Raw genomic sequence first — 20416 nt, 5'->3', positions numbered from 1 at the left:
TGTTTTGATATTTATACTAGATAGCTTTTTTATATTGATGATATTTTTATGCTGTTTTACTAAATAATAAAATACCTTATATATAGTTGTTATTCTTTAGCTTTGGAATCTTTAGTAACAATCTTATTTATTATTCAAATCAAAATCACCAATAATATTTGTAAACTTTTTAGGCAATTCTTTAGAAACCTTTATTTGTTCTTTCGTAAATGGATGTGAAAATTCTAAAGTTGCAGCATGTAAATACAAACCTTTTCCTTTTAAAATTTTATCATCTAAAAAATATATTTTATCGCCTAAAATAGGATTCCCAATAGCAAATAAATGTTTTCTTAATTGATGTTTTCTTCCTGTTTTGGGTGATAACTTCACTAAATTTAAAAAGTCAAAACGTTCAGATTTTACAGTTTGTACAACTTCAAATTTAGTGAATGCTTCTTTTTCGTCCACAGAAAAATTGATTTCTCCTCGAGGTTGCATTTTACCTATAGTAATTGCAAAATACGTTTTTTGAATTTCTTTATTTTTGAATGATTCGCCCAATTTTAAGATTGATGCACTCGTTTTTCCGATTACTAAAAGTCCACTTGTTGGGTAATCTAATCTATGAATGGGTTGTGGTTTTACAGCATCAATTTGATTGCTTTTTTGTAGGTTTTGAGCTAAACCATTTGCAATTGTTACAAATTTATTGCCACTCACTAAAATTCCTGCAGGTTTGCAAATAATGGCTAGAAAATCATCTTCAAATAAAATTTCTAAATTGAGTTCTAATCTTTCAAAAGTTGATGAATTTTCAGATTCAAATAGCTCAATTTTTTCGCCACCAGAAATATATTTTGAGGTGGTTGCTAAAATTCCATCAATAAAAATTAATTCTTTTTTGATGGCTTTTTTGATCCCAGATTTTGTGGGAATTGTTTTAAAAATACCAACGCCATATTTTTGAAAACGAATTGGTTTTTCTAGTTTTTTGACAATATGAGTTTCTGAAGTATTCAAAAATAAAGTAATTTAAAAAACGGATTATTTTTTAAAAATAATCCGTTTAAATATGCTAATTATCAGAATTTTTATAGCCTTTTGGTCTTTTAGAACGAATTGGTGCTTTGGGTTCTGGTTTCATTTTAAATTCATTCAAATTCAACAATCGTAAAGCTTCTTCTACTGCTTTTTCTAACTGAGGGTCTTGTCCTGCCAAGACTTCTTTTGGTGTTTGATGCACTTCAATATCTGGAGCAACTCCTTCTCCTTCAACAGCCCAATTTCCATCAACATCATAGAAACCACCTCTTGGAGCCACCATTCTTCCTCCATCAATAAAAGGTGGTGTATCCCAAGTTCCAACTAAGCCACCCCAAGTTTTAGTCCCCACTAATGGACCTAAATTTTTCTCCTTAAACATATAAGGAAGTAAATCTCCACCTGAACCAGCTCTTTCATTTATAATCATCACTTTTGGACCCCAAATTCCAGCCATTGGTGTTGTCCAAGGTTTTCTACTTTCAGATTTGCTATTAAAGTAACCAACTACTTCTCTAGACATAATATCAATCATATAATCTGCAGCAGAACCACCACCATTATTTCTTTCATCAATCACAACACCTTTTTTATCTTGTTGAGAAAAGTAATATCTGTTGAAAGATGTAAAACCAGGGTTGCTAGTATTTGGAACATACACATATGCTAATTTTCCTTTAGAAAGTTCATCAACTTTTCTTCTATTACCTTCGACCCATTCTATAAAACGTAAATTTCTTTCGCTATAAGTTGGAGTAATCAAAACTGTTCTTGCATCTTTTGTGGATGGTTTATCATTTACTTTAATATAGATTTCTCTTCCAGCAGTTTGCTCTAAAAGTTTATAAGGATTCATGTTTGATGTTAAAGCAATTCCATTAATTTCAATTAAATAATCGCCTTCATTTACATTAATTCCAGGAATTCCCAAAGGAGCTTTTATGGAAGGATTCCAACGTTCGCCATTATAAATTTTAGCAAAACGATAAAATCCGTCTTTCTTTTCAAAATCTGCACCTAACAAGCCAACAGGAACTCTATCAATATTTGGTAAATCTCCACCAGAAACATACGAATGTCCAATAGCCACTTCACCACTCATTATATCAACCACATAATTCAAATCGCTTCTGTGTTTTACATCATTTATCCAAGGAGCATACCATTCGTAAATGTCGTTCCAAGGCGCTCCATGCACGTTATCTACGTATAGAAAATCACGCATATATCTCCAACCTTCTTTAAAAATTTGATGTGCTTCTGCTTTTGGATCAACTTTAATTTTAAGATTTGTATTTAAAGATTCTTTTCCAGCTTTTTCTGCACTCGTTTTGTTTAAACTCCAATTTCCTCTTTTAGAAAGCAATATGGATTCTCTATCATTAGAAGCATTCATAGAAGAAACTCCTGTAGCAAAAACTGTCGCTTTTTCTTTAGCAACATCATAAGAATGTAAGGTTAAACCATTATCATTAAGAATAGATTCTGCTATAAAAACTTTGTTTTTTGGGCCTTTTAATAAAGCTACATAATTTCTTGCAGGTAAATCTAACACAACAGCTCTATCAAATAATCCTTTTTCATCAATAATGGTTTTATGTTCTTCGGATGATTTTTTGTCATCTTTCTTGTCTTTTTTATCATCATTAGCCTTCTCTTTTTCTAAAGATTCTTCATCTGTTTTTGGTAATGTTGGTGCTTTGTCTGTTGAATTTAAAACTACTGTATATAAAGATCTTGTGACACTTGGATCATAAGAACTCATATCTAACCAACCCGTTTGCAATCCATAATCTGTACTTGCTAAGGTGTAAATATATTTTCCTGAAGCATCCCAAACTGGACAAATTGCATCTGCAATTGGATCTGTAATTTGAATAATTTTTTGTGTACTAATTTGATACGCATAAATAGATTTAAAACTATTGTCATTCTGTTTTGCGTAGGCAATCCAATCACTATCTGGAGAAAATTTTGGATTCATAGTTCGGTTTGGATGTGCAAAACCATCAGCATCTACTTTCGTAATTTTTTTAGTATCAATATTGATAATCCAAATTACAAAATTAGTATCTGTATAAGCAATGTGTTTTCCATCTGGAGACCAATCTGGCTGAAAATAAAAAGTAGGATTTGGTAGTTTTATATATTCTTGATTATCGCCATTTTGATCTGCTAAAACCATTTCATATTCTCCATTTTTATCAGAAAACCAAGCGACTTTATCGCCTTTTGGAGACCAAATTGGAGAACGATCTGCAACTCCAGAGGAGTTTGTTAAGTTTCTCCAAGTTCCGTTTTCTTTAGGAATGGTAAAAATTTCTCCTCGATATTCAAAAATGGCTCTTTTTCCATTTGGCGAAACGTTAGGATTTGTTAAGTTTCTACCAGTAACGTTCATCCATCTTGTTCTTGAATAGTTTAAATCTCCTTTAACAGTAACTATAATTTGTTTGGTTTCTTTGGTTTCTGGGTTTAAGAAATGTAAATAACTTCCTTGTTCGTAAACAATTCCGTTTTTATTAGCATCAAGATTTTTAACATCAAATTTTTTGTGAAATGTAACTTGAGTTTCTGTTTTTGTGTTGATGTTGTAAGACCAAATATTTGCAGTATAATCTCTTTCTGAAATGTAATAAACATCTCCATTAAACCAAACAGGATTTACATGTCTTTCTCCATCTTTTTGTGGAGTTTTTATCAATTCTTTGGTTTTTAAATCTACAATCCAAATTGGCATTGCTTGTCCACCTCTGTAATTTCTCCATTCAGCATCCCAACTTGTAATAGGAGTATAGGCAATGTATTTATTGTCTTCAGAAATTTCTCCAAAAGCAGCTCTTGGAATCTCAAAAGATTCTGGCATGCCACCTTCCGTAGAAATTGTAAAGAATTTATTAGTCTGTGTAGGTTTAGATTCCCTGTTAGATCTGAACAATATTTTTCCATCAGGAGTCCAACCTTGCACAATATCTGCTGCAGAGTGGTAGGTTAATCTTTTTGGTTCGCCACCAATTGCAGGAACTAGATAAACATCTGTATTTCCATCATATTCTGCTGTAAAAGCAATCCACTGTCCATCTTTAGAAAATTTTGGATTGGATTCTTCGCCCTCATCACTTGTTAAACGAACAGCATTTCCACCATTTATTGGCACTTTCCATAAATCTGCTCCATACACAAAAACAACATCAGTATTTGATAATGTGGGTTGCCTTAACAATCTTGTGCCTTGAGAAAAACTTGAATAACTGAGGATTAAAGAAAAAAGAAGGATAATTTTTTTCATAATATTTGTAGTTTGGTTTATTTTCTAAAGATAAAAAAATCAAATTAAAAATAACTACGAAAAAAATAAAGAAGCTATTTAGCAAACAATTGCCCAATATCTTGAAAAGCTTTAAACTCTAAAGCATTATTTTCTGGATCTTTAAAAAACATAGTTGCTTGTTCACCCACTTTTCCTTTAAAACGAATACAAGGTTCAATTTCAAACTTTGTGTTGGCAGCTTTTAATCTGTCTGCTAAATTATGCCAATCTTCCCAAGTTAAAACAACACCAAAATGAGGCACAGGAACATCAAAACCATCTACAGGATTTGAGATTCTTTGTGGCTTAAAATCGTCTTTTTGATGAATTACTAATTGATGACCAAAGAAATTGAAATCGACCCAATTTTCTGTAGATCTGCCTTCAGAGCAATTTAAAATATCTCTGTAAAATGTTCTGCAAGGTTCTAAATTCTGAACAGGAATGGCAATATGAAAAGGTTGTATCATTTAAAATAAGTTTAAGTTTTTCGATTTTTCTAATCAAAATAAAAATACAAAATTTTAAATACTTAACAAATCATCATGAATAAAAGTATAGCCTAAAACGTCTTGTATTTTTTTAGAGCTAATAATTTTCCATTCATAATTTTCATTTTCTTCGAATTCTGGAGCTTCAAAATCGTGACTTAATTTCGCTAAAGTATAAAACTCTCTTCTTGTTGGGTGATGATTTGAGCACGCGTTAAAAGTTCTATTCCAACAATCTTGAGCAATAATTTCCTGAATAATTTCGATACAATCTTCTTTATGAATCATGTTCACAAAACCTTCTGGTTGTGGAATTTTCTTTCCGTTTTTAAACCAATTTGCTGGGTGTCTTTCATCACCAAACAAACCCGCAAAACGAATAATTGTTGTTTCGAATAATGTATTTTCTCTAAATAGATTTTCAATTTTTACTAAAGGATTATCTTCAAGTACTGCATCTTCCTCTGTGACTACTTTATTCAATTTATCATACACAGAAGTAGAACTTATAAAAATCACTTTTTGAATTGGCGATTCTTCAATTTGAGCAATTAAACGTTCAAAACCATTTATATCTTTAGAAGTTATGGCTACAATTAAAATATCGGAATTTAGGAAACTATCATCTGCTTCAAAATCGCTAATGTCAACCAAATAAGGTTCTATGTTATTCATTTCTAACAACTCTAATTTCTCTTCGGATGTTGTAGAACCTTTAACAGAATATCCTCGATTTATCAAGGAAATTGCCAGAGATTTCCCTAACCAGCCACAACCTAAAATGCTTATTTTATTCATAGATGTAATGTTATTTTTGTTGAATACCTACAAAGATACAACCCCTTAATTTAGGCTTTTGTTAACATTTCTATTTTTTCTAAATCGTAATTTTGATATTATTATAAATTAAATAACTCACTCATTATGAAAAAAATTATACTATCATTATTTGTAGCAGCTTTTGCTTTTTCTGCAACTGCACAAATTAAAACACCAGCACCAAGTCCATCTCAAAAAACGGAACAAACAGTTGGTTTAACAGACGTAACTTTAGAATATTCAAGACCAAGCATGAAAGGTAGAACCATTTTTGGAGGTTTAGAAGATTATGGAAAAGTTTGGAGAACAGGCGCAAATGCAAACACAAAACTTACTTTTTCTACAGATTTTATGGTAGATGGTAAAATGTTAAAAGCAGGAACGTACGCTTTGTATACCATTCCTGGAAAAGAAACTTGGGATGTAATGTTATACACAGACGCATCAAATTGGGGAGCTCCTGCAAAGTGGGATGAAACTAAAGTTGCTGCAAAAGTAACTGTAACTCCTTACGATATGCCAATGCCAATTGAAACTTTTACCATTACTTTTGACGACTTAACCAACAATTCTGCTGTTTTAGGAATTATGTGGGAAAACGTTTACGTACCTTTTAAGTTTGAAGTGCCAACAGATTCAATGGTTTCTAAGCAAATTACTGCTTTAATGGCTGGACCTTCTGCACAGGATATGTATGCAGCTGCAGTATATTATTTAGAAGCAGATAAAGACATTAAACAAGCACAAACTTGGATTGATAAAGCTGTAGAAATGACTGCTGATGCTCCAAAATTTTGGTTTTTACGTCAGCAATCTTTAATCCATGCAAAAGCTGGGAATACTAAAGGTGCCATTGCTGCTGCAAAAAAATCTTTAGAATATGCTGAAAAAGCTAATAATGCTGGTTATGTAAAAATGAACAAAGCATCTTTAAAAGAATGGGGAGCAATGTAAATTGTAACTTTCTATTAAAAAAATAAAAAGTCTCAAGTTTATGCTTGAGATTTTTTTTTTGTAAATTAATTTTAACTAAATTAGTTTTAAAAATAAACAGAAAATGAAACTAGCCGTTTTTAGTACAAAACCTTATGATAAAGAGTATTTTGATAAATTCAAAAAAGAATATGATATAAAAATATCTTATTTTGAAACAAGTTTAAAACCTAATACAGCAAACCTAACTAAAGATTTTGACGCAGTTTGTGTGTTTGTAAATGATGTAATGAACAAAAAAACGGTTGAAGTTATTGCAAAAAAAGGTGTAAAATTAATAGCTTTAAGATGTGCAGGTTTTAATAATGTAGATTTAGATGCTTGTAAACAAAATAATATAAAAGTTGTAAGAGTACCAGCTTATAGTCCAGAAGCTGTTGCAGAACATGCAATGGCGCTCATTTTAACACTCAACAGGAAAACACATAAAGCTTATAATAGAGTTAGAGAAGGTAATTTTTCGTTAACAAATTTAATTGGTTTTAATCTGCATAAAAAAGTTGTAGGCGTTATTGGAACAGGGAAAATAGGAGCTGCATTTTGTAACATTGCAAAGGGTTTTGGTTGTGAGGTTTTGGCTTATGATATCAATAAAAATGAGGAATTAGAAAAAAAGGGTGTTCAATATGTTTCTTTGGATGCGCTTTTTAATAAAAGTGATGTTATTTCGCTTCATTGTCCTTTAAATCAACATACAAAACATATAGTTGATAAAAGTTCTATCGGAAAAATGAAAAAAGGTGTTTTGTTGGTAAACACAAGTAGAGGTGCATTAGTAAATACAAAAGATGTAATTGCAGGTTTAAAGTCTAAAAAAATTGCTTTTTTAGGAATCGATGTTTATGAGCAAGAAGAAAATGTTTTTTTCAATGATTTATCAGAAAGCATAATTAAAGACGATTTGTTAATGAGGTTAAATAGTTTTCCTAATGTGTTGATTACTTCTCATCAAGCTTTTTTTACAAGAGAAGCGATGACAGAAATAACGACTACTACTTTAAATAATATTAAAGAGTTTGAAAATGGTGAGGGTTTGACGAATGAAGTACGTTAATACTCCAAACCAATAACTTTTCGAACGTCATCCAAAGTATTCATTAAAGATTTAGAAAACTCAAAAGTCATTATAGTACTTTCTTTTTTGTTTTCTCTAATTAGTTGATTAAAATGTTCGGTTTCGTAATTATAACCAATAGTATTGTACCCAAAATCGATGGTTTCTTGTTTACCATCTTTTATAATGGTAACATTGGAAGGTTCATGAAATTGTGTGTTTATTTTTACAATGGCATCGTCAAACGTAAAAATAGCCTCAGTTGGCGTTTCTTCTAACAGTGTACTTTTTAAATAGGCTTTTGAATTTTCATATTCAAAAATCATAGAGCAACTTGAATCTGCTCCGTTTTTAAAAAATGTAGCTTCTGCTTCGATGTTTTTTGGTTTGCCTAAAGTTGATAAAGCTGCAAAAATTGGATAAATACCAATGTCTAATAAACTGCCTCCACCAACTTCTTTCTTAAAAACTCTACTATCTGTATTATAAGGTGTATAAAAACCAAAATCTGCTTTTAGTTCTTGTAGCTTTCCGAATTTTTCTTGTTGTATAATTTCTAAAACAAAATTAAAGTGAGGTAAAAAATACGTCCATAAAGCCTCCATTAGTAGCGTGTCATTTTCTTTGGCGACAGCAATCATTTCTGAAACATCTTGTAAATTCATTGCAAAAGGTTTTTCGCATAAAACTGCTTTTTTATTTTGCAAACATAAAATAGCATGCTCTTTATGAAAACTGTGTGGAGTTGCAATATACACAGCATCTACTTCAACATCTTTAGCTAAAGCTTCATAAGAATTATAAGCTTTTTCTGCATTGTATTTTTTAGCAAAATCATTTGCATTTTCTTGACTTCGAGAAGCTACAGCAACTAATTCTGCATGTTCTATGGTTGCTAAATCTGTTGCAAACTTATTGGCGATTTTGCCTAAACCAATAATTCCCCATTTAATTGTTCTTTTTTCCATAAATATTTTTTTTGAAATGTCACGAACTCACGAATAAAACTTTTAAAACATTAAAAATTCCAAATAAAAATTCGTGAATTAGTGCTTTTTATTTTTTTGTCAAATTAATATCTTGAGTTTTTCATAAAGATTTTTTCAGCTCTGAAAATTTGATTAATCCAAGCCAATAGCTTCCAAATCTTCCTCAATTTTATCTTTTGTTGGAATAAAGGTTTGCAAAATAATTGCAATTCCCATAACCAAAGCACAACCTAATAAATTGAGCCATAAATAAGGTAACCAATCTAAAAAGTAAACAGTAATAATAATAATTTGCGTAATTAATGCTGCAATAAAAACAGCATTTCCTCTCACAAATTTCACAAAAAATGCCAATAGAAAAATCCCTAAAACATTTCCATAAAATATGGATCCAATAATATTAACCAATTGAATTAAATTATCAAACAAATCTGCAATACAAGCCACAGAAATGGCAATAATTCCCCAAGCTAACGTGAACCATTTAGAGGCTTTTACAAAATGATCATCACTTTTTTCTCCTTTTACATTTCGTTTGTATAAATCCATGGCAGTTGTGCCAGCTAACGCATTTAATTCGGATGCTGTAGATGACATTGCTGCAGATAAAATTACAGCCAATAACAAACCAATTAAACCTCTTGGTAAATTATTTAAAATAAAATGAATAAACACATAATCTTTATCATTCGATTCTATTTTCTCTAATAAATTTTCTTCATCAAGTTTATCAATAATGGCTTTCGATTTTGCTTTAACAGCCAAATCTCTTTCATTTAACTCTTGAACTTGTTGTTTTTCTTCCACTTGAAAACCATCCAAAAAAAGTGCTTTTTTACTATTTTCTATATTGATGTGTTCTTGCTCTAAAGCCTTATATTCCTCAACATATTTAGATTTCTGAACCTCAATATTTGCACCAGGATTAAAATTTAAAGGAGCAGGATTAAATTGATAAAACACAAAAACCATCACACCAATCAACAAAATAAAAAACTGCATTGGCACTTTTAAAAGACCGTTAAAAATTAAACCTAACTGACTTTCTCTCACAGATTTCCCAGACAAATAACGCTGCACTTGACTTTGATCCGTTCCAAAATAGGACAACATTAAAAACGTTCCTCCCAAAATCCCTGTCCAAACTGTGTATCTATTACTCAAATCGAAAGAAAAATCTAACACTTCCATTTTATTGCTTGCTCCAGCAATTTCAAGTGCATTTGTAAACGTAATATTTTCAGGAAGCTGACTCATAATCATAAAAAATGCAATCAACATTCCTATAAAAATGATAATCATTTGTTGTTTTTGAGTAACATTTACAGCTTTTGTGCCTCCAGAAACTGTGTAAATAATTACCAAAAACCCGATAATAATATTCAAGGTCATTAAATCCCAACCTAAAACTGCGCTTAAAATAATTGCAGGCGCAAAAATGGTAATTCCAGCAGCCAAACCACGTTGAATTAAGAATAAAATTGCAGCTAAACTTCGTGTTTTTAAATCGAATCTTCCTTCTAAAAATTCGTAGGCTGTATAAACTTTTAATTTGTGATAAATAGGAATAAAAACCACGCAAATAATAACCATGGCAATTGGCAACCCAAAATAGAATTGCACAAAACCCATTCCACTATGAAATGCTTGTCCTGGAGTAGATAAAAACGTAATGGCACTGGCTTGAGTTGCCATAACTGATAAGCCAATTGTCCACCATTTTGAATCACTTCCACCTTTAATATAATCAGTTACGTTGCTGTTTTTTCTGGTTACATACGTTCCATAACCTACAATAAAAAGTAAGGTTGTCGCTAAAATTATCCAATCTACCAGATGTAATTTGCTTTCTATTTCCATCTTTTAAACTGTAAAATAATTCGTAATAAAATAAAATGCGATGATGTAAATAACATTGGCAATTAAGACTAATGTGTATGCTGTTTTCCAAGTATATTTTTCTTGTTTCATTGTATCTTGTTTTTATTTGAAGCTATTTTCTGCTTTCAACACTCGCTTTTTTTAGTGTGTTCTCGATACAAATTTGCGAAAAGCAAATTCACTCGAACTGACACTAAAAAAGAGCTCAAACAAATGTTTCAATCAGGGCTAAACTTATTTATTTCAAACCGTTTTTTATAAAATAATTACTACTTGTTGATGAACAAAAAAATGATTTTTTTATAAACTCATAACTCATAACTTGAAAAACTACCTTCCTTTCACAGACAACATATTCGCAAATAATTTATAAGCGCCAGAAACTCCAGCAGGCAATTCTCTAAAGAAACTTAAACCTGTGTATATGTAATTTCCTTTGCCATATTTTGCAATTAACAAACTTCCGTTTTTTGGCAATTCGCCTTTGTCATACATGGAAAGTAGAGGCGTAAAATTTGGATCCCAAGCATCTGGGAAATATAAACCTCTTTCTTGCACCCAATCATTAAAATCTTCGTCAGTAATTTTATTCGGGTAATTTAGCAGTTCGTGATTGCTATCTAAAATAGTTACGTCTGCAAGTTCGTCTGTAACTCGATCTCTAGAAAGTCTTAATTTGTAAGGAGCATCAACATTAACACCTCTGTTTGTGTTGTATTGCACAATCATATTCCCACCTTTTTCAACATATTCCAACAAATATTTTTGTTTGAATTTTAGTTCTTTTACAACATTATAAGCTCTAATTCCTAAAACAATAGCATCGTATTTTTTTAAAATATCTTCGTTAATATCAGCAGGATTTATTTCATCAACAGTATACCCAATTTGACGCAAACTTTCTGGAAGAGCATCTCCAGCACCTTTTATATAGCCAATTTTATCACCTGCTTTTTTAATGTTTAAACGGACAACTTTAGCTTCAGAATTTAATAAAACAGTTTGTTTAGGAATATGGCTGTAGTTAATCTCTACCAACTCTTTGGTATATTCTTTACCATTATAAGTGGCAACTATTTCCATTTTTCCAACAGACGCCTCTTTTGGAGGAGATATCAAAAACTCAACAGTTTCTTCGTCGTTTTTTTGTTCGATGTTAAACATAATTTCGCTAGGTGAAACTAGCCAATTTTCAGGAAGTTTTAAAGTTACTTTTCCAGAAGTAAAATTTGCACCAGCCTTTATAGTTACAGGTATTTTCTTTTGATTTTCATTTGCGAAAATAAAAACCTTGTCCTCTAATTTTGTAGTTATTAAAGGTAAAATTTCAAAAGGTTCGTAAATTTCTCCTTTGTCACTTTCAGCATATTTTCTTACAATATTTTTAGTAATGGTAATTGGGATATTTCCAATCACGATATTAAAATCAATTTTTGCAGGGCTTGGTGTTTCTGGTTTTCCAATTAATAAAGGATCATCTACAGTATACATTCCTAAAGTTGGCGTTTTTCTTAACCAATATGGATCAGAATACTCATCAACAGAAAGATTTATAGTTTCTGTAAAATTAATTTTTTGGTTATTTGAAATGGTTTGCTGTTTTACAAAAACTTCTTGATTTAATGTAGAAGTTATAGAAGCTAAAGTCATATTAACATTACTTCTGTTTAAAACTTCAAAATCAACTTTAATGTTAGAATTTGGAGTTCCTTTATTGCTTTCTGCAGAAGCTTCTAAATACAAACCTGCACAGGCTTCAATGATTTCTAAAATTTGTTTTTTCTTTAAATCTCTCCAATGCTCGTTCTCTAATAATTCAATTTTTTGATACGCTTCTAATAACTTTGATACGTGTTTAGACGGATTTCTAAAGTCGAAATTTTCTTCAATATCATATAAAATATCGCCAATTTTTCCACCACCATTGATTCGATTCCAAGTGGTATTGATTCCTGAAAAAATATCTTTTTTATCTTGTAAAGAATCGCCTTTTAAAAATTTTAAATATTCGTTTTGAGATCCTCTTGTGGATTCGCGTCCAAAACCTTGAGACAAATGTTGGCTACTAGCAATGGAAGCTAATTCGTTGTTGGAAAGACCTTTTAAAGGATAATATTCGCCAATATCAAATTTTATAAAATCTTTAGAAGCAGCTTCAAAAGCGGCATTATCTCTATAAAACCAAGAAGAAGTATTGTAAAACAAACGTTTTGGTTGCCAAGTATTGGTCTTTTTTAGTTGAGCAGTAAACTGTGTGCTATCATTTGCCAACTCAAAAGCTTCTACACTTAACATGGCAGAACTTGTATGATGACCATGGGTAGTTCCTGGAGTTTCGTGATTAAACCTATTGATAATAACATCGGGTTTAAACGTTCTAATTGCCCAAACTACATCACTCAAAACCTTTTCTTTATTCCAGATTTTTAGAGTTTCATCAGGGTGTTTAGAGTAACCAAAATCGTTTGCTCGTGTAAAAAATTGTTCTCCACCATCCACTTTTCTGGCAGCTAATAATTCTTGCGTTCTTATAACGCCTAATAATTCTCTAATTTCTGAGCCAATTAAATTTTGGCCTCCATCTCCTCTTGTTAACGATAAATAGCCAGTTCGTGCTTTTACGTTATTTGCTAAATAGGCAATTAAACGAGTGTTTTCATCATCTGGATGTGCAGCAATATAAAGTGCAGTTCCTAAAAAATTAAGTTTCTGAATTTTCTCGTAAATTTCATTTGAAGTTAATTTTTGAGGTTTTTGTGCAAAAATTGACGTGGAAATCAGCAAAAAAGCTGAAATTGTAAGTAAACTATTCTTCATTTTTATTGTTTGATAACGAACAAATGTACTTTAATTTATCAGTAAAAAGGAAGGTCTTAACATTTTTATAACGTTTTAGAGTGCATCAACAAAATGCTGATAACCTGTTAATAAATTAATTTTCAGAATCACATATTAACATTATATTTGTAACACTAATTAAGAAAAAAACTAAATGAAATTTATTGTATCGAGTTCGCAACTTTTAAAACAATTACAAGTTTTAGGGGGCGTAATAAATAGCAACAATACCTTACCAATTTTAGACAATTTTTTGTTTGAATTATCAGAAAATCAATTAAAAGTTTCAGCATCCGATTTAGAAACCACTATGAGTTCTGTAGTAGATGTAGAAAGTGATAGTACTGGTTCTATAGCTGTTTCTGCACGTTTGTTGTTAGATACTTTAAAGACGTTTCCAAACCAGCCTTTAACGTTTAAAACGGAAGGTGATAATACTATTGAAATAAGTTCTGATCAAGGTAAATATGATATGGCTTATTTTGGTGGTGATGAATTCCCAAAAGCGGTTTCTTTACCAAGTCCAAGTAAAACTATTGTGCCAGCACATATTTTAGGAACAGCGATTTCTAAAACTATTTTTGCTGCAGGAAATGACGATTTACGCCCAGTAATGAGTGGAGTGTTTTTTCAGTTTAGTTCTCAAAGTTTAACTTTTGTAGCTACTGATGCTCATAAATTGGTAAAATATTCTAGAACAGATGTTACTGCAGATCAAACTGCAGAATTTATAATGCCAAAGAAACCTTTAAATTTATTAAAAGGTATTTTAGGTGGATCTGAAAGCGAAGTTACGATTGAATATAATGATGCAAACGCAAAGTTTACATTCGATAATGTAGTTTTAGTGTGTAGATTAATTGATGGAAAATATCCAAATTATGAAGCTGTAATTCCAAAAGAGAATCCAAATAAATTAACAGTTGATAGAGCTTCTTTCTTAAACTCTGTAAGACGTGTTTCTATTTTCTCTAGCAAAACTACACATCAAATTCGTTTAAAAATGGCAGGAACAGAATTAAATATTTCTGCTGAAGATTTAGATTTTGCCAACAAAGCAGATGAGCGTTTAAGTTGCGATTATCAAGGAGATGACATGCAAATTGGCTTTAACTCACGTTTTTTAAGCGAAATGTTAAACAATTTAAGCTCTAATGAAGTTTTAATTGAAATGTCTTTGCCAAACAGAGCAGGAATTTTAACTCCTATTGATGGAACTGATGAAGGTGAACAAGTAACCATGTTGGTAATGCCAGTGATGTTGAATAACTAAACTTTTAGAAACAAGATTTTTTTGAACCAAGATACAAGACAAAACCACAATTGAAAGATTGTGGTTTTTTTGATTTTAGTATTTTTATTTTATCCTTTTGGGATTTTTAGCTCTGTAGGAGCGTAATATTAATAAGGAAATAAAATATAATTTAAAATTAAAGCTACATAGGAGCGAAATATAAACAAACAAAATTATTTTGATTCTTAATATTTTAAAACCACATCTTTTAGTTGTGGTTTTTTGTTACATTTACTTTAATGAATTTATAAGCAAATTTATATCTCACAAAACAACATCAATATTATGATTAGAAATTTTATTGAAGACCATATTTGTTTGAATAATTACGAAGGTTTTTCTAAAAAAAAAAATCAAAAAGGAATATTTTATAGATAGAATTAGATACATACAATTGATGTATCAATTTAAAAAAAAAGTATATTTTTCTGTAACAATTTTAATTAAATGAATACTAATAAGATATGATAAAAGTGTTTTAGAAATTGTTTAAAAAACTTTTAAAACGAAAATTTTATATTTGTAAACTAACTAAACTTTAAAATCAATGGAAAATCAAGCAAACAGTAAAAGTGTTATTTTAAATTATGGATTGTATTTAGGAATTATAAGTATTTTTATAAGTTTAATTAAATACGCCACAGGAAACCTTTATGTTACAGAGTTTTATTCAGGTATTGCTGGTATAATTTTATTAATTGTTTTTGTAATTTTAAGTATAAAAAAATACAAAAGCGACAATGGTGGTTTTTTAACATTTGGTCAAGGTGTTAAAATAGGTATAGGTGTTTCTATGATTGCAACAATTATTGTTATAATTTATTATGTTTTATTATCAACAGTAATTGAACCAGATTTTGTAACAAACACTATTGAAGCTCAAAAAACGATGTTTGCAGATTCTTTTGGAATGACAGAAGGGCAAATTGAAGAAGCTACTAAAAACTCTGAAGACAATTTTTTCTTAAGTATGTTTGGAGGAATTTTAATATGGAATTTATTTTTAGGTGGAGTTACATCTTTAATTGCAGCTGCTACAATGAAAAAATCTGAAGAAGAAACTTACTAAATTTCAAACTTCAACGTTCAATAATTCATAAAATCGTAACTTTGAACTTTGATTTTAGAATATTGAATGAATAATATGGAAATTTCGGTAGTTATACCACTTCTTAACGAAGAAGAATCTTTACAAGAATTACACGATTGGATTGCAAAAGTTATGCAATCCAATCGTTATTTATATGAAATTATTTTTATTGATGATGGCAGCACAGACACTTCCTGGCAAGTTATCGAAGAATTATCAGCCAAATATACTGCTGTAAAAGGAATTCGTTTTCAAAGAAATTACGGAAAAAGTCAAGCATTAGATGCTGGTTTTGAACTTGCAAAAGGCAAAGTTGTTATTACAATGGATGCTGATTTGCAAGACAATCCAGAAGAAATTCCTGAACTATACAATTTAATTATCAAGGATGATTTTGACCTAATTTCTGGTTGGAAAAAGAAACGATATGACAATGTTGTCACTAAAAATATACCTTCAAAATTATTTAATGCAGCTGCAAGAAGAACTTCGGGTTTAAAATTACACGATTTTAATTGTGGCTTAAAAGCTTATAAAAATGAGGTTATAAAAGCTGTAAAAGTAAGTGGAGAAATGCACAGATACATTCCTGTTTTAGCCAAAAACGAAGGTTTTAATAAAATAGGAGAAAAGGTAGTGCAGCATCAAGCAAGAAAATATGGCGAAACTAAGTTTGGAATTGATCGTTTTATAAACGGTTTTTTAGATTTAATCACCATTTCTTTTTTATCAAAGTTTGGTAAAAGACCTATGCATATTTTCGGTTTGTGGGGCACTTTGATGTTTTTATTCGGAACTTCTTTAGCTTTTTATATTGGTGTTCTTAAACTTTACAAGCTTTTTAATGGAATTAAAACCATTTTGGTAACCAGTAATCCTTGGTTTTATATAGCACTAACCTCCATGATTTTAGGAACATTACTTTTTTTATCAGGATTTTTAGGCGAATTGATCATAAAAATGAAACCTGACGAAAAACACTATACAATAAAGGAAAAACTCAATTTCTAATCTGTATATTTGTATTTCAATTAACTTTTTTTATTACCTATGAAAGATATTTTAGACAAAGCAAAACAATGGTTAACTGCTACTTTTGATGCTGAAACGCAGTCAGAAATTCAAGATTTAATCGATAACAATCCAAACGATTTAGCAGACAGATTTTATAAAGACATGGAATTTGGAACTGGTGGAATGCGTGGAATTATGGGTGCAGGAACCAACAGAATTAACAAATATACGTTAGGTAGAGCAACGCAAGGTTTGTCTAATTATTTAATTGAGAATGTAAAAAAAGAACAATTAAGTGTTGTGATTGCTTTTGATTGTAGGCATAATAGTAAAAAGTTTGCTAAAGTTGTTGCGGATGTTTTATCAGCAAATAATATAAAAGTGTTTTTGTTCGAAGATTTAAGAGCAACTCCAGAACTATCTTTTGCAGTTCGTCATTTAAATTGTGATGCAGGAATTGTGTTAACAGCTTCTCATAATCCACCAGAATATAATGGATATAAAGTGTATTGGGCAGATGGAGGACAAATTGTACCACCTCATGATAGTGGAATTATTGGAAACGTAAATTCGTTGGATTTTTCTGAAATTAAGTTTGATGCAAATGAAGCTTTAATTGAAATTATTGGTAAAGAAGTAGATGACGTTTTTATAGAAGATGCTGTAAAAAATGGATCATTATATAATAAAATTGATCGTAAAAATTTAAAAATAGTTTTTACATCTTTACATGGAACCTCAATTGTTTCTGTGCCAGATGCATTAGCAAAAGCAGGTTATACAGATGTTCATATTGTCTCAGCACAAAGAGAGCCAAATGGTGATTTCCCAACTGTAAAATCGCCAAATCCTGAAGAGCCAGAAGCTTTAAAAATGGCTACAGATTTAGCAAATAAAATTGATGCTGATATTGTAATTGGTACAGATCCAGATTGTGATAGGTTAGGAGTTGCTGTAAGAGATTTAGAAGGCAACATGAAGTTGATGAATGGAAACCAAACCATGGTTGTTATGACAAATTTTCTGCTAAAAAAGTGGAAAGATGAAGGTAAATTGAATGGAAGTCAATTTGTTGGTTCTACGATTGTTTCTACAGAATTGGTGAACGATGTTGCCACAAGTTATGGTGTTGAAACCAAAGTGGGTTTAACTGGTTTTAAGTGGATTGCAAAAATGGTAAGAGATTTCCCAGAGCTTGATTTTATTGGTGGAGGTGAGGAGAGTTTTGGTTATATGGTTGGCGATTTTGTAAGAGATAAAGATGCAGTTACTGCAACACTTTTAGCTTGTGAAGTTGCAGCTTTGGCAAAACAAAATGGTAGTTCTTTTTATCAAGAATTACTAAATATTTATGTTGAGAATAGTTTCTACAAAGAACACTTAATTTCAATTACCAAAAAAGGAATGGATGGAGCTGCAGAAATTCAGCAAATGTTAAGTGATATGCGTAACAACCCAATCACAGAAATTGATGGTGAAAAAATAGAATCGCTTTGTGATTATGATGCATCAACCAAGAAAAACTTAATTACTGGTGAGGTTTCTAAAATCGATTTGCCAAAATCGAATGTGTTGATTTATCAAACTGAATCTGGAACAAGAATTGCTGCAAGACCTAGTGGAACAGAGCCAAAAATAAAATTTTATTTTAGCGTAAATTCTCCTTTAGAAAGTATTAAAAATGCAGCAGAAGTAGAAGCGAATTTGGATGCTAAAATTCAACGAATCATTAAAGAGATGAAGTTGAATTAATGAACTATTTTAAAGATATTTTAAAGTACGAAAAGAAGTATAGAAAATTTACAGTACTCAATATAGTATTTAATATTTTCTATGCTCTTTTTAATGTTTTATCAGTGTTGGCTTTTATTCCTGTTCTAGGAATTCTTTTTGAAACGGATAAAGAAGTTGTTTCTAAACCAACTTACGAAGGCATTACAAATATTGGTACTTTTCTAAAAGAAAGTTTCTATTATTTTATATCAGAAAAAATTGAAAATGAAGGACAAATAAAAACCTTATTTTTTATATGCCTTTTAGCATTGTCGCTATTTTTTCTAAAAAATTTATTTCGCTATTTAGCATCTTATGTAATTACTTTTTTAAGAACAGGAATTGTAAAAGATTTACGAGATAAACTATATCATAAAATTGTAGAATTGCCTATTTCTTACTTTACAGAAAAACGTAAAGGAGATATTATTGCAAGAATGACAGCGGATGTGCAAGAAGTTGAGGTATCGATTTTAACATCTATAGAAACTATTGTTAGAGAGCCTCTTACAGTTGTAATTGCTATTTCTATCATGCTTTTTATGAGTGTTAAATTAACGCTTTTTGTGTTTATTTTACTACCAGTTTCTGGATTTATAATCTCATCTATTAGTAAAAAATTAAAATCGAACTCTGTAAAAGCACAGAAAGAAACAGGAACTTTTTTATCATTTATAGAAGAAACATTAACAGGTTTACGAGTGATAAAAGGGTTTAACTCAGAGAAAATTATTGAGCGTAAATTCAATACATCTACCACAACTTTTAGAAATTTAATGACGAGCGTTTTTCACAGACAAACCTTGGCATCTCCAATGAGTGAGTTTTTAGGTTCTGCAACAATTATTGCCATTCTTTGGTATGGAGGAACTGAGGTTTTATCGAACACAAGTTCTTTACAGCCAGATGAATTTATGGGTTATATTGTATTGTTTTATACAGTTTTAAATCCTATTAAATTAATTACAACTTCGTATTATAATATTCAAAAGGGTGAAGCTTCTGCAGAAAGAATTATGCAAGTTTTAAATACTGAAAACAGTATTAAAGACAAACCAAATGCACTTGTTAAAGAGCGTTTTGAAAATCAAATTGATTTTAAAAATATCTCCTTTAAATATAAAAACGATTACGTTTTAAAAGATTTTTCTTTAACGATTAAAAAAGGAGAAACTGTTGCTTTGGTTGGACAATCTGGAAGTGGAAAATCGACTTTAGCCAATTTAATTACGCGATTTTATGATGTAAATAAAGGCGATATTTTAATTGATAATATCAATATAAAAGATATAACCAAAAAATCTTTACGAGATTTAATGGGTATTGTAACTCAAGAATCTATTTTGTTTAATGATACTGTTGAAAACAACATAAAACTAGGAACAGAACATGCAACAAAAGAAGCAGTTTTAGAAGCTTCGGAAATTGCAAATGCGAACGAATTTATTCAGAATTTACCAGAAAAATTTGAGACTAATATTGGTGATAGTGGAGGCACACTTTCTGGAGGACAAAAGCAACGTTTATCGATTGCAAGAGCAGTTTTAAAGAACCCACCAATAATGGTTTTAGACGAAGCAACTTCTGCATTAGATACAGAATCTGAACAATTAGTGCAATTAGCCTTGGAAAAAATGATGCAAAACAGAACTTCTTTAGTAATTGCTCACAGGCTTTCTACCATTCAAAAAGCAGATAAAATTGTAGTAATGAAAAAAGGAAAAATTGTAGAGCAAGGAAAACACGAAGAATTATTAGCTAAAAAAAGCGAATATTTTAAATTAGTTACCATGCAAAGCTTGAGTTAGCCTTAAATGTATTGGTTAAAATTTTTCTAATAGATATAG

General features: G+C 30.4%; 14 protein-coding genes. 7 read left to right on the top strand and 7 right to left on the bottom strand.

The window, feature by feature from the left end; genetic code table 11:
• Window positions 1–123 precede the first annotated feature (123 nt).
• The 4 genes from P161_RS0100540 to P161_RS0100525 all read right to left on the bottom strand — a co-directional run bounded on the left by P161_RS0100540 (window position 124) and on the right by P161_RS0100525 (window position 5622).
• Complete coding sequence (locus P161_RS0100540) at window positions 124–1002, bottom strand: RluA family pseudouridine synthase (RefSeq protein WP_026775155.1); 879 nt, start codon at window positions 1000–1002, stop codon at window positions 124–126.
• Window positions 1003–1057: 55 nt separating this feature from the next.
• Complete coding sequence (locus tag P161_RS0100535) at window positions 1058–4312, bottom strand: S41 family peptidase (RefSeq protein WP_197026312.1); 3255 nt, start codon at window positions 4310–4312, stop codon at window positions 1058–1060.
• A gap of 74 nt (window positions 4313–4386) precedes the next feature.
• A complete protein-coding gene (locus tag P161_RS0100530) occupies window positions 4387–4803 on the bottom strand; it encodes a VOC family protein (protein ID WP_026775153.1) in 417 nt (138 codons plus the stop codon).
• A gap of 54 nt (window positions 4804–4857) precedes the next feature.
• Window positions 4858–5622 carry an NAD(P)-binding domain-containing protein gene (locus P161_RS0100525; RefSeq protein WP_026775152.1) on the bottom strand — a complete coding sequence of 255 codons (765 nt, stop codon included), beginning with the start codon at window positions 5620–5622 and terminating at the stop codon, window positions 4858–4860.
• 126 nt (window positions 5623–5748) lie between these two features.
• Between P161_RS0100525 and P161_RS0100520 the strand changes: the two genes are divergently transcribed.
• Together P161_RS0100520 and P161_RS0100515 are read left to right on the top strand one after the other, a co-directional pair.
• Window positions 5749–6597 carry a DUF2911 domain-containing protein gene (locus P161_RS0100520; RefSeq protein WP_026775151.1) on the top strand — a complete coding sequence of 283 codons (849 nt, stop codon included), beginning with the start codon at window positions 5749–5751 and terminating at the stop codon, window positions 6595–6597.
• Between the two features lie 103 nt (window positions 6598–6700).
• Window positions 6701–7690: a 2-hydroxyacid dehydrogenase gene (locus P161_RS0100515; RefSeq protein WP_026775150.1), complete on the top strand. Its 990-nt coding sequence runs from the start codon at window positions 6701–6703 to the stop codon at window positions 7688–7690.
• Here P161_RS0100515 and P161_RS0100510 read toward each other — a convergent pair.
• The 3 genes from P161_RS0100510 to P161_RS0100500 all read right to left on the bottom strand — a co-directional run bounded on the left by P161_RS0100510 (window position 7687) and on the right by P161_RS0100500 (window position 13377).
• Window positions 7687–8676, bottom strand: a complete 990-nt coding sequence (locus P161_RS0100510) for a Gfo/Idh/MocA family protein (RefSeq protein WP_302846540.1) — start codon at window positions 8674–8676, stop codon at window positions 7687–7689. The two genes, P161_RS0100515 and P161_RS0100510, sit on opposite strands and share 4 nt — an antisense overlap.
• A gap of 135 nt (window positions 8677–8811) precedes the next feature.
• Entirely contained in the window at window positions 8812–10539 is a 1728-nt protein-coding gene (locus P161_RS0100505; protein ID WP_026775148.1) for a sodium:solute symporter, read from the bottom strand.
• A gap of 351 nt (window positions 10540–10890) precedes the next feature.
• Window positions 10891–13377 (bottom strand): PIG-L family deacetylase, encoded by a 2487-nt coding sequence (locus tag P161_RS0100500; RefSeq protein WP_026775147.1) that lies wholly within the window; start codon window positions 13375–13377, stop codon window positions 10891–10893.
• 175 nt (window positions 13378–13552) lie between these two features.
• On the opposite strand from P161_RS0100500, the gene dnaN reads away from it, so the two are divergent.
• The 5 genes from dnaN (at window position 13553) to P161_RS0100470 (ending at window position 20377) form a co-directional block, all read left to right on the top strand.
• A complete protein-coding gene (dnaN, locus tag P161_RS0100495; RefSeq protein WP_026775146.1) occupies window positions 13553–14671 on the top strand; it encodes a DNA polymerase III subunit beta in 1119 nt (372 codons plus the stop codon).
• A 568-nt stretch (window positions 14672–15239) separates the two neighbouring features.
• Window positions 15240–15761, top strand: coding sequence for a DUF4199 domain-containing protein (locus P161_RS0100485; protein ID WP_026775145.1), 522 nt, complete (start codon window positions 15240–15242; stop codon window positions 15759–15761).
• A 75-nt stretch (window positions 15762–15836) separates the two neighbouring features.
• Window positions 15837–16793 carry a glycosyltransferase family 2 protein gene (locus P161_RS0100480; RefSeq protein WP_026775144.1) on the top strand — a complete coding sequence of 319 codons (957 nt, stop codon included), beginning with the start codon at window positions 15837–15839 and terminating at the stop codon, window positions 16791–16793.
• Window positions 16794–16832: 39 nt separating this feature from the next.
• Entirely contained in the window at window positions 16833–18548 is a 1716-nt protein-coding gene (locus tag P161_RS0100475; RefSeq protein ID WP_026775143.1) for a phospho-sugar mutase, read from the top strand.
• On the top strand, window positions 18548–20377 hold the full coding sequence (locus tag P161_RS0100470) for an ABC transporter ATP-binding protein (protein WP_026775142.1): 1830 nt from the start codon (window positions 18548–18550) through the stop codon (window positions 20375–20377). The genes P161_RS0100475 and P161_RS0100470 overlap by 1 nt, the downstream gene beginning before the upstream one ends.
• Window positions 20378–20416 lie beyond the last annotated feature (39 nt).

Origin of the sequence: Polaribacter sp. Hel_I_88 (genome assembly GCF_000687935.1) — a bacterium.
Classification (GTDB): domain Bacteria; phylum Bacteroidota; class Bacteroidia; order Flavobacteriales; family Flavobacteriaceae; genus Polaribacter.
Note: the sequence above shows the minus strand (reverse complement) of the source record. Positions and strands in the feature narration are given on the sequence as shown.

Bases quoted from the DNA above. Each gene is read 5' to 3' on its own strand.
- P161_RS0100535 (WP_197026312.1), bottom strand. From the start codon at position 4,312: ATGAAAAAAATTATCCTTCTTTTTTCTTTAATCCTCAGTTATTCAAGT.
- P161_RS0100530 (WP_026775153.1), bottom strand. From the start codon at position 4,803: ATGATACAACCTTTTCATATTGCCATTCCTGTTCAGAATTTAGAACCT.
- P161_RS0100525 (WP_026775152.1), bottom strand. From the start codon at position 5,622: ATGAATAAAATAAGCATTTTAGGTTGTGGCTGGTTAGGGAAATCTCTG.
- P161_RS0100520 (WP_026775151.1), top strand. From the start codon at position 5,749: ATGAAAAAAATTATACTATCATTATTTGTAGCAGCTTTTGCTTTTTCT.
- P161_RS0100515 (WP_026775150.1), top strand. From the start codon at position 6,701: ATGAAACTAGCCGTTTTTAGTACAAAACCTTATGATAAAGAGTATTTT.
- P161_RS0100505 (WP_026775148.1), bottom strand. From the start codon at position 10,539: ATGGAAATAGAAAGCAAATTACATCTGGTAGATTGGATAATTTTAGCG.
- P161_RS0100500 (WP_026775147.1), bottom strand. From the start codon at position 13,377: ATGAAGAATAGTTTACTTACAATTTCAGCTTTTTTGCTGATTTCCACG.
- dnaN (WP_026775146.1), top strand. From the start codon at position 13,553: ATGAAATTTATTGTATCGAGTTCGCAACTTTTAAAACAATTACAAGTT.
- P161_RS0100485 (WP_026775145.1), top strand. From the start codon at position 15,240: ATGGAAAATCAAGCAAACAGTAAAAGTGTTATTTTAAATTATGGATTG.
- P161_RS0100480 (WP_026775144.1), top strand. From the start codon at position 15,837: ATGGAAATTTCGGTAGTTATACCACTTCTTAACGAAGAAGAATCTTTA.
- P161_RS0100475 (WP_026775143.1), top strand. From the start codon at position 16,833: ATGAAAGATATTTTAGACAAAGCAAAACAATGGTTAACTGCTACTTTT.
- P161_RS0100470 (WP_026775142.1), top strand. From the start codon at position 18,548: ATGAACTATTTTAAAGATATTTTAAAGTACGAAAAGAAGTATAGAAAA.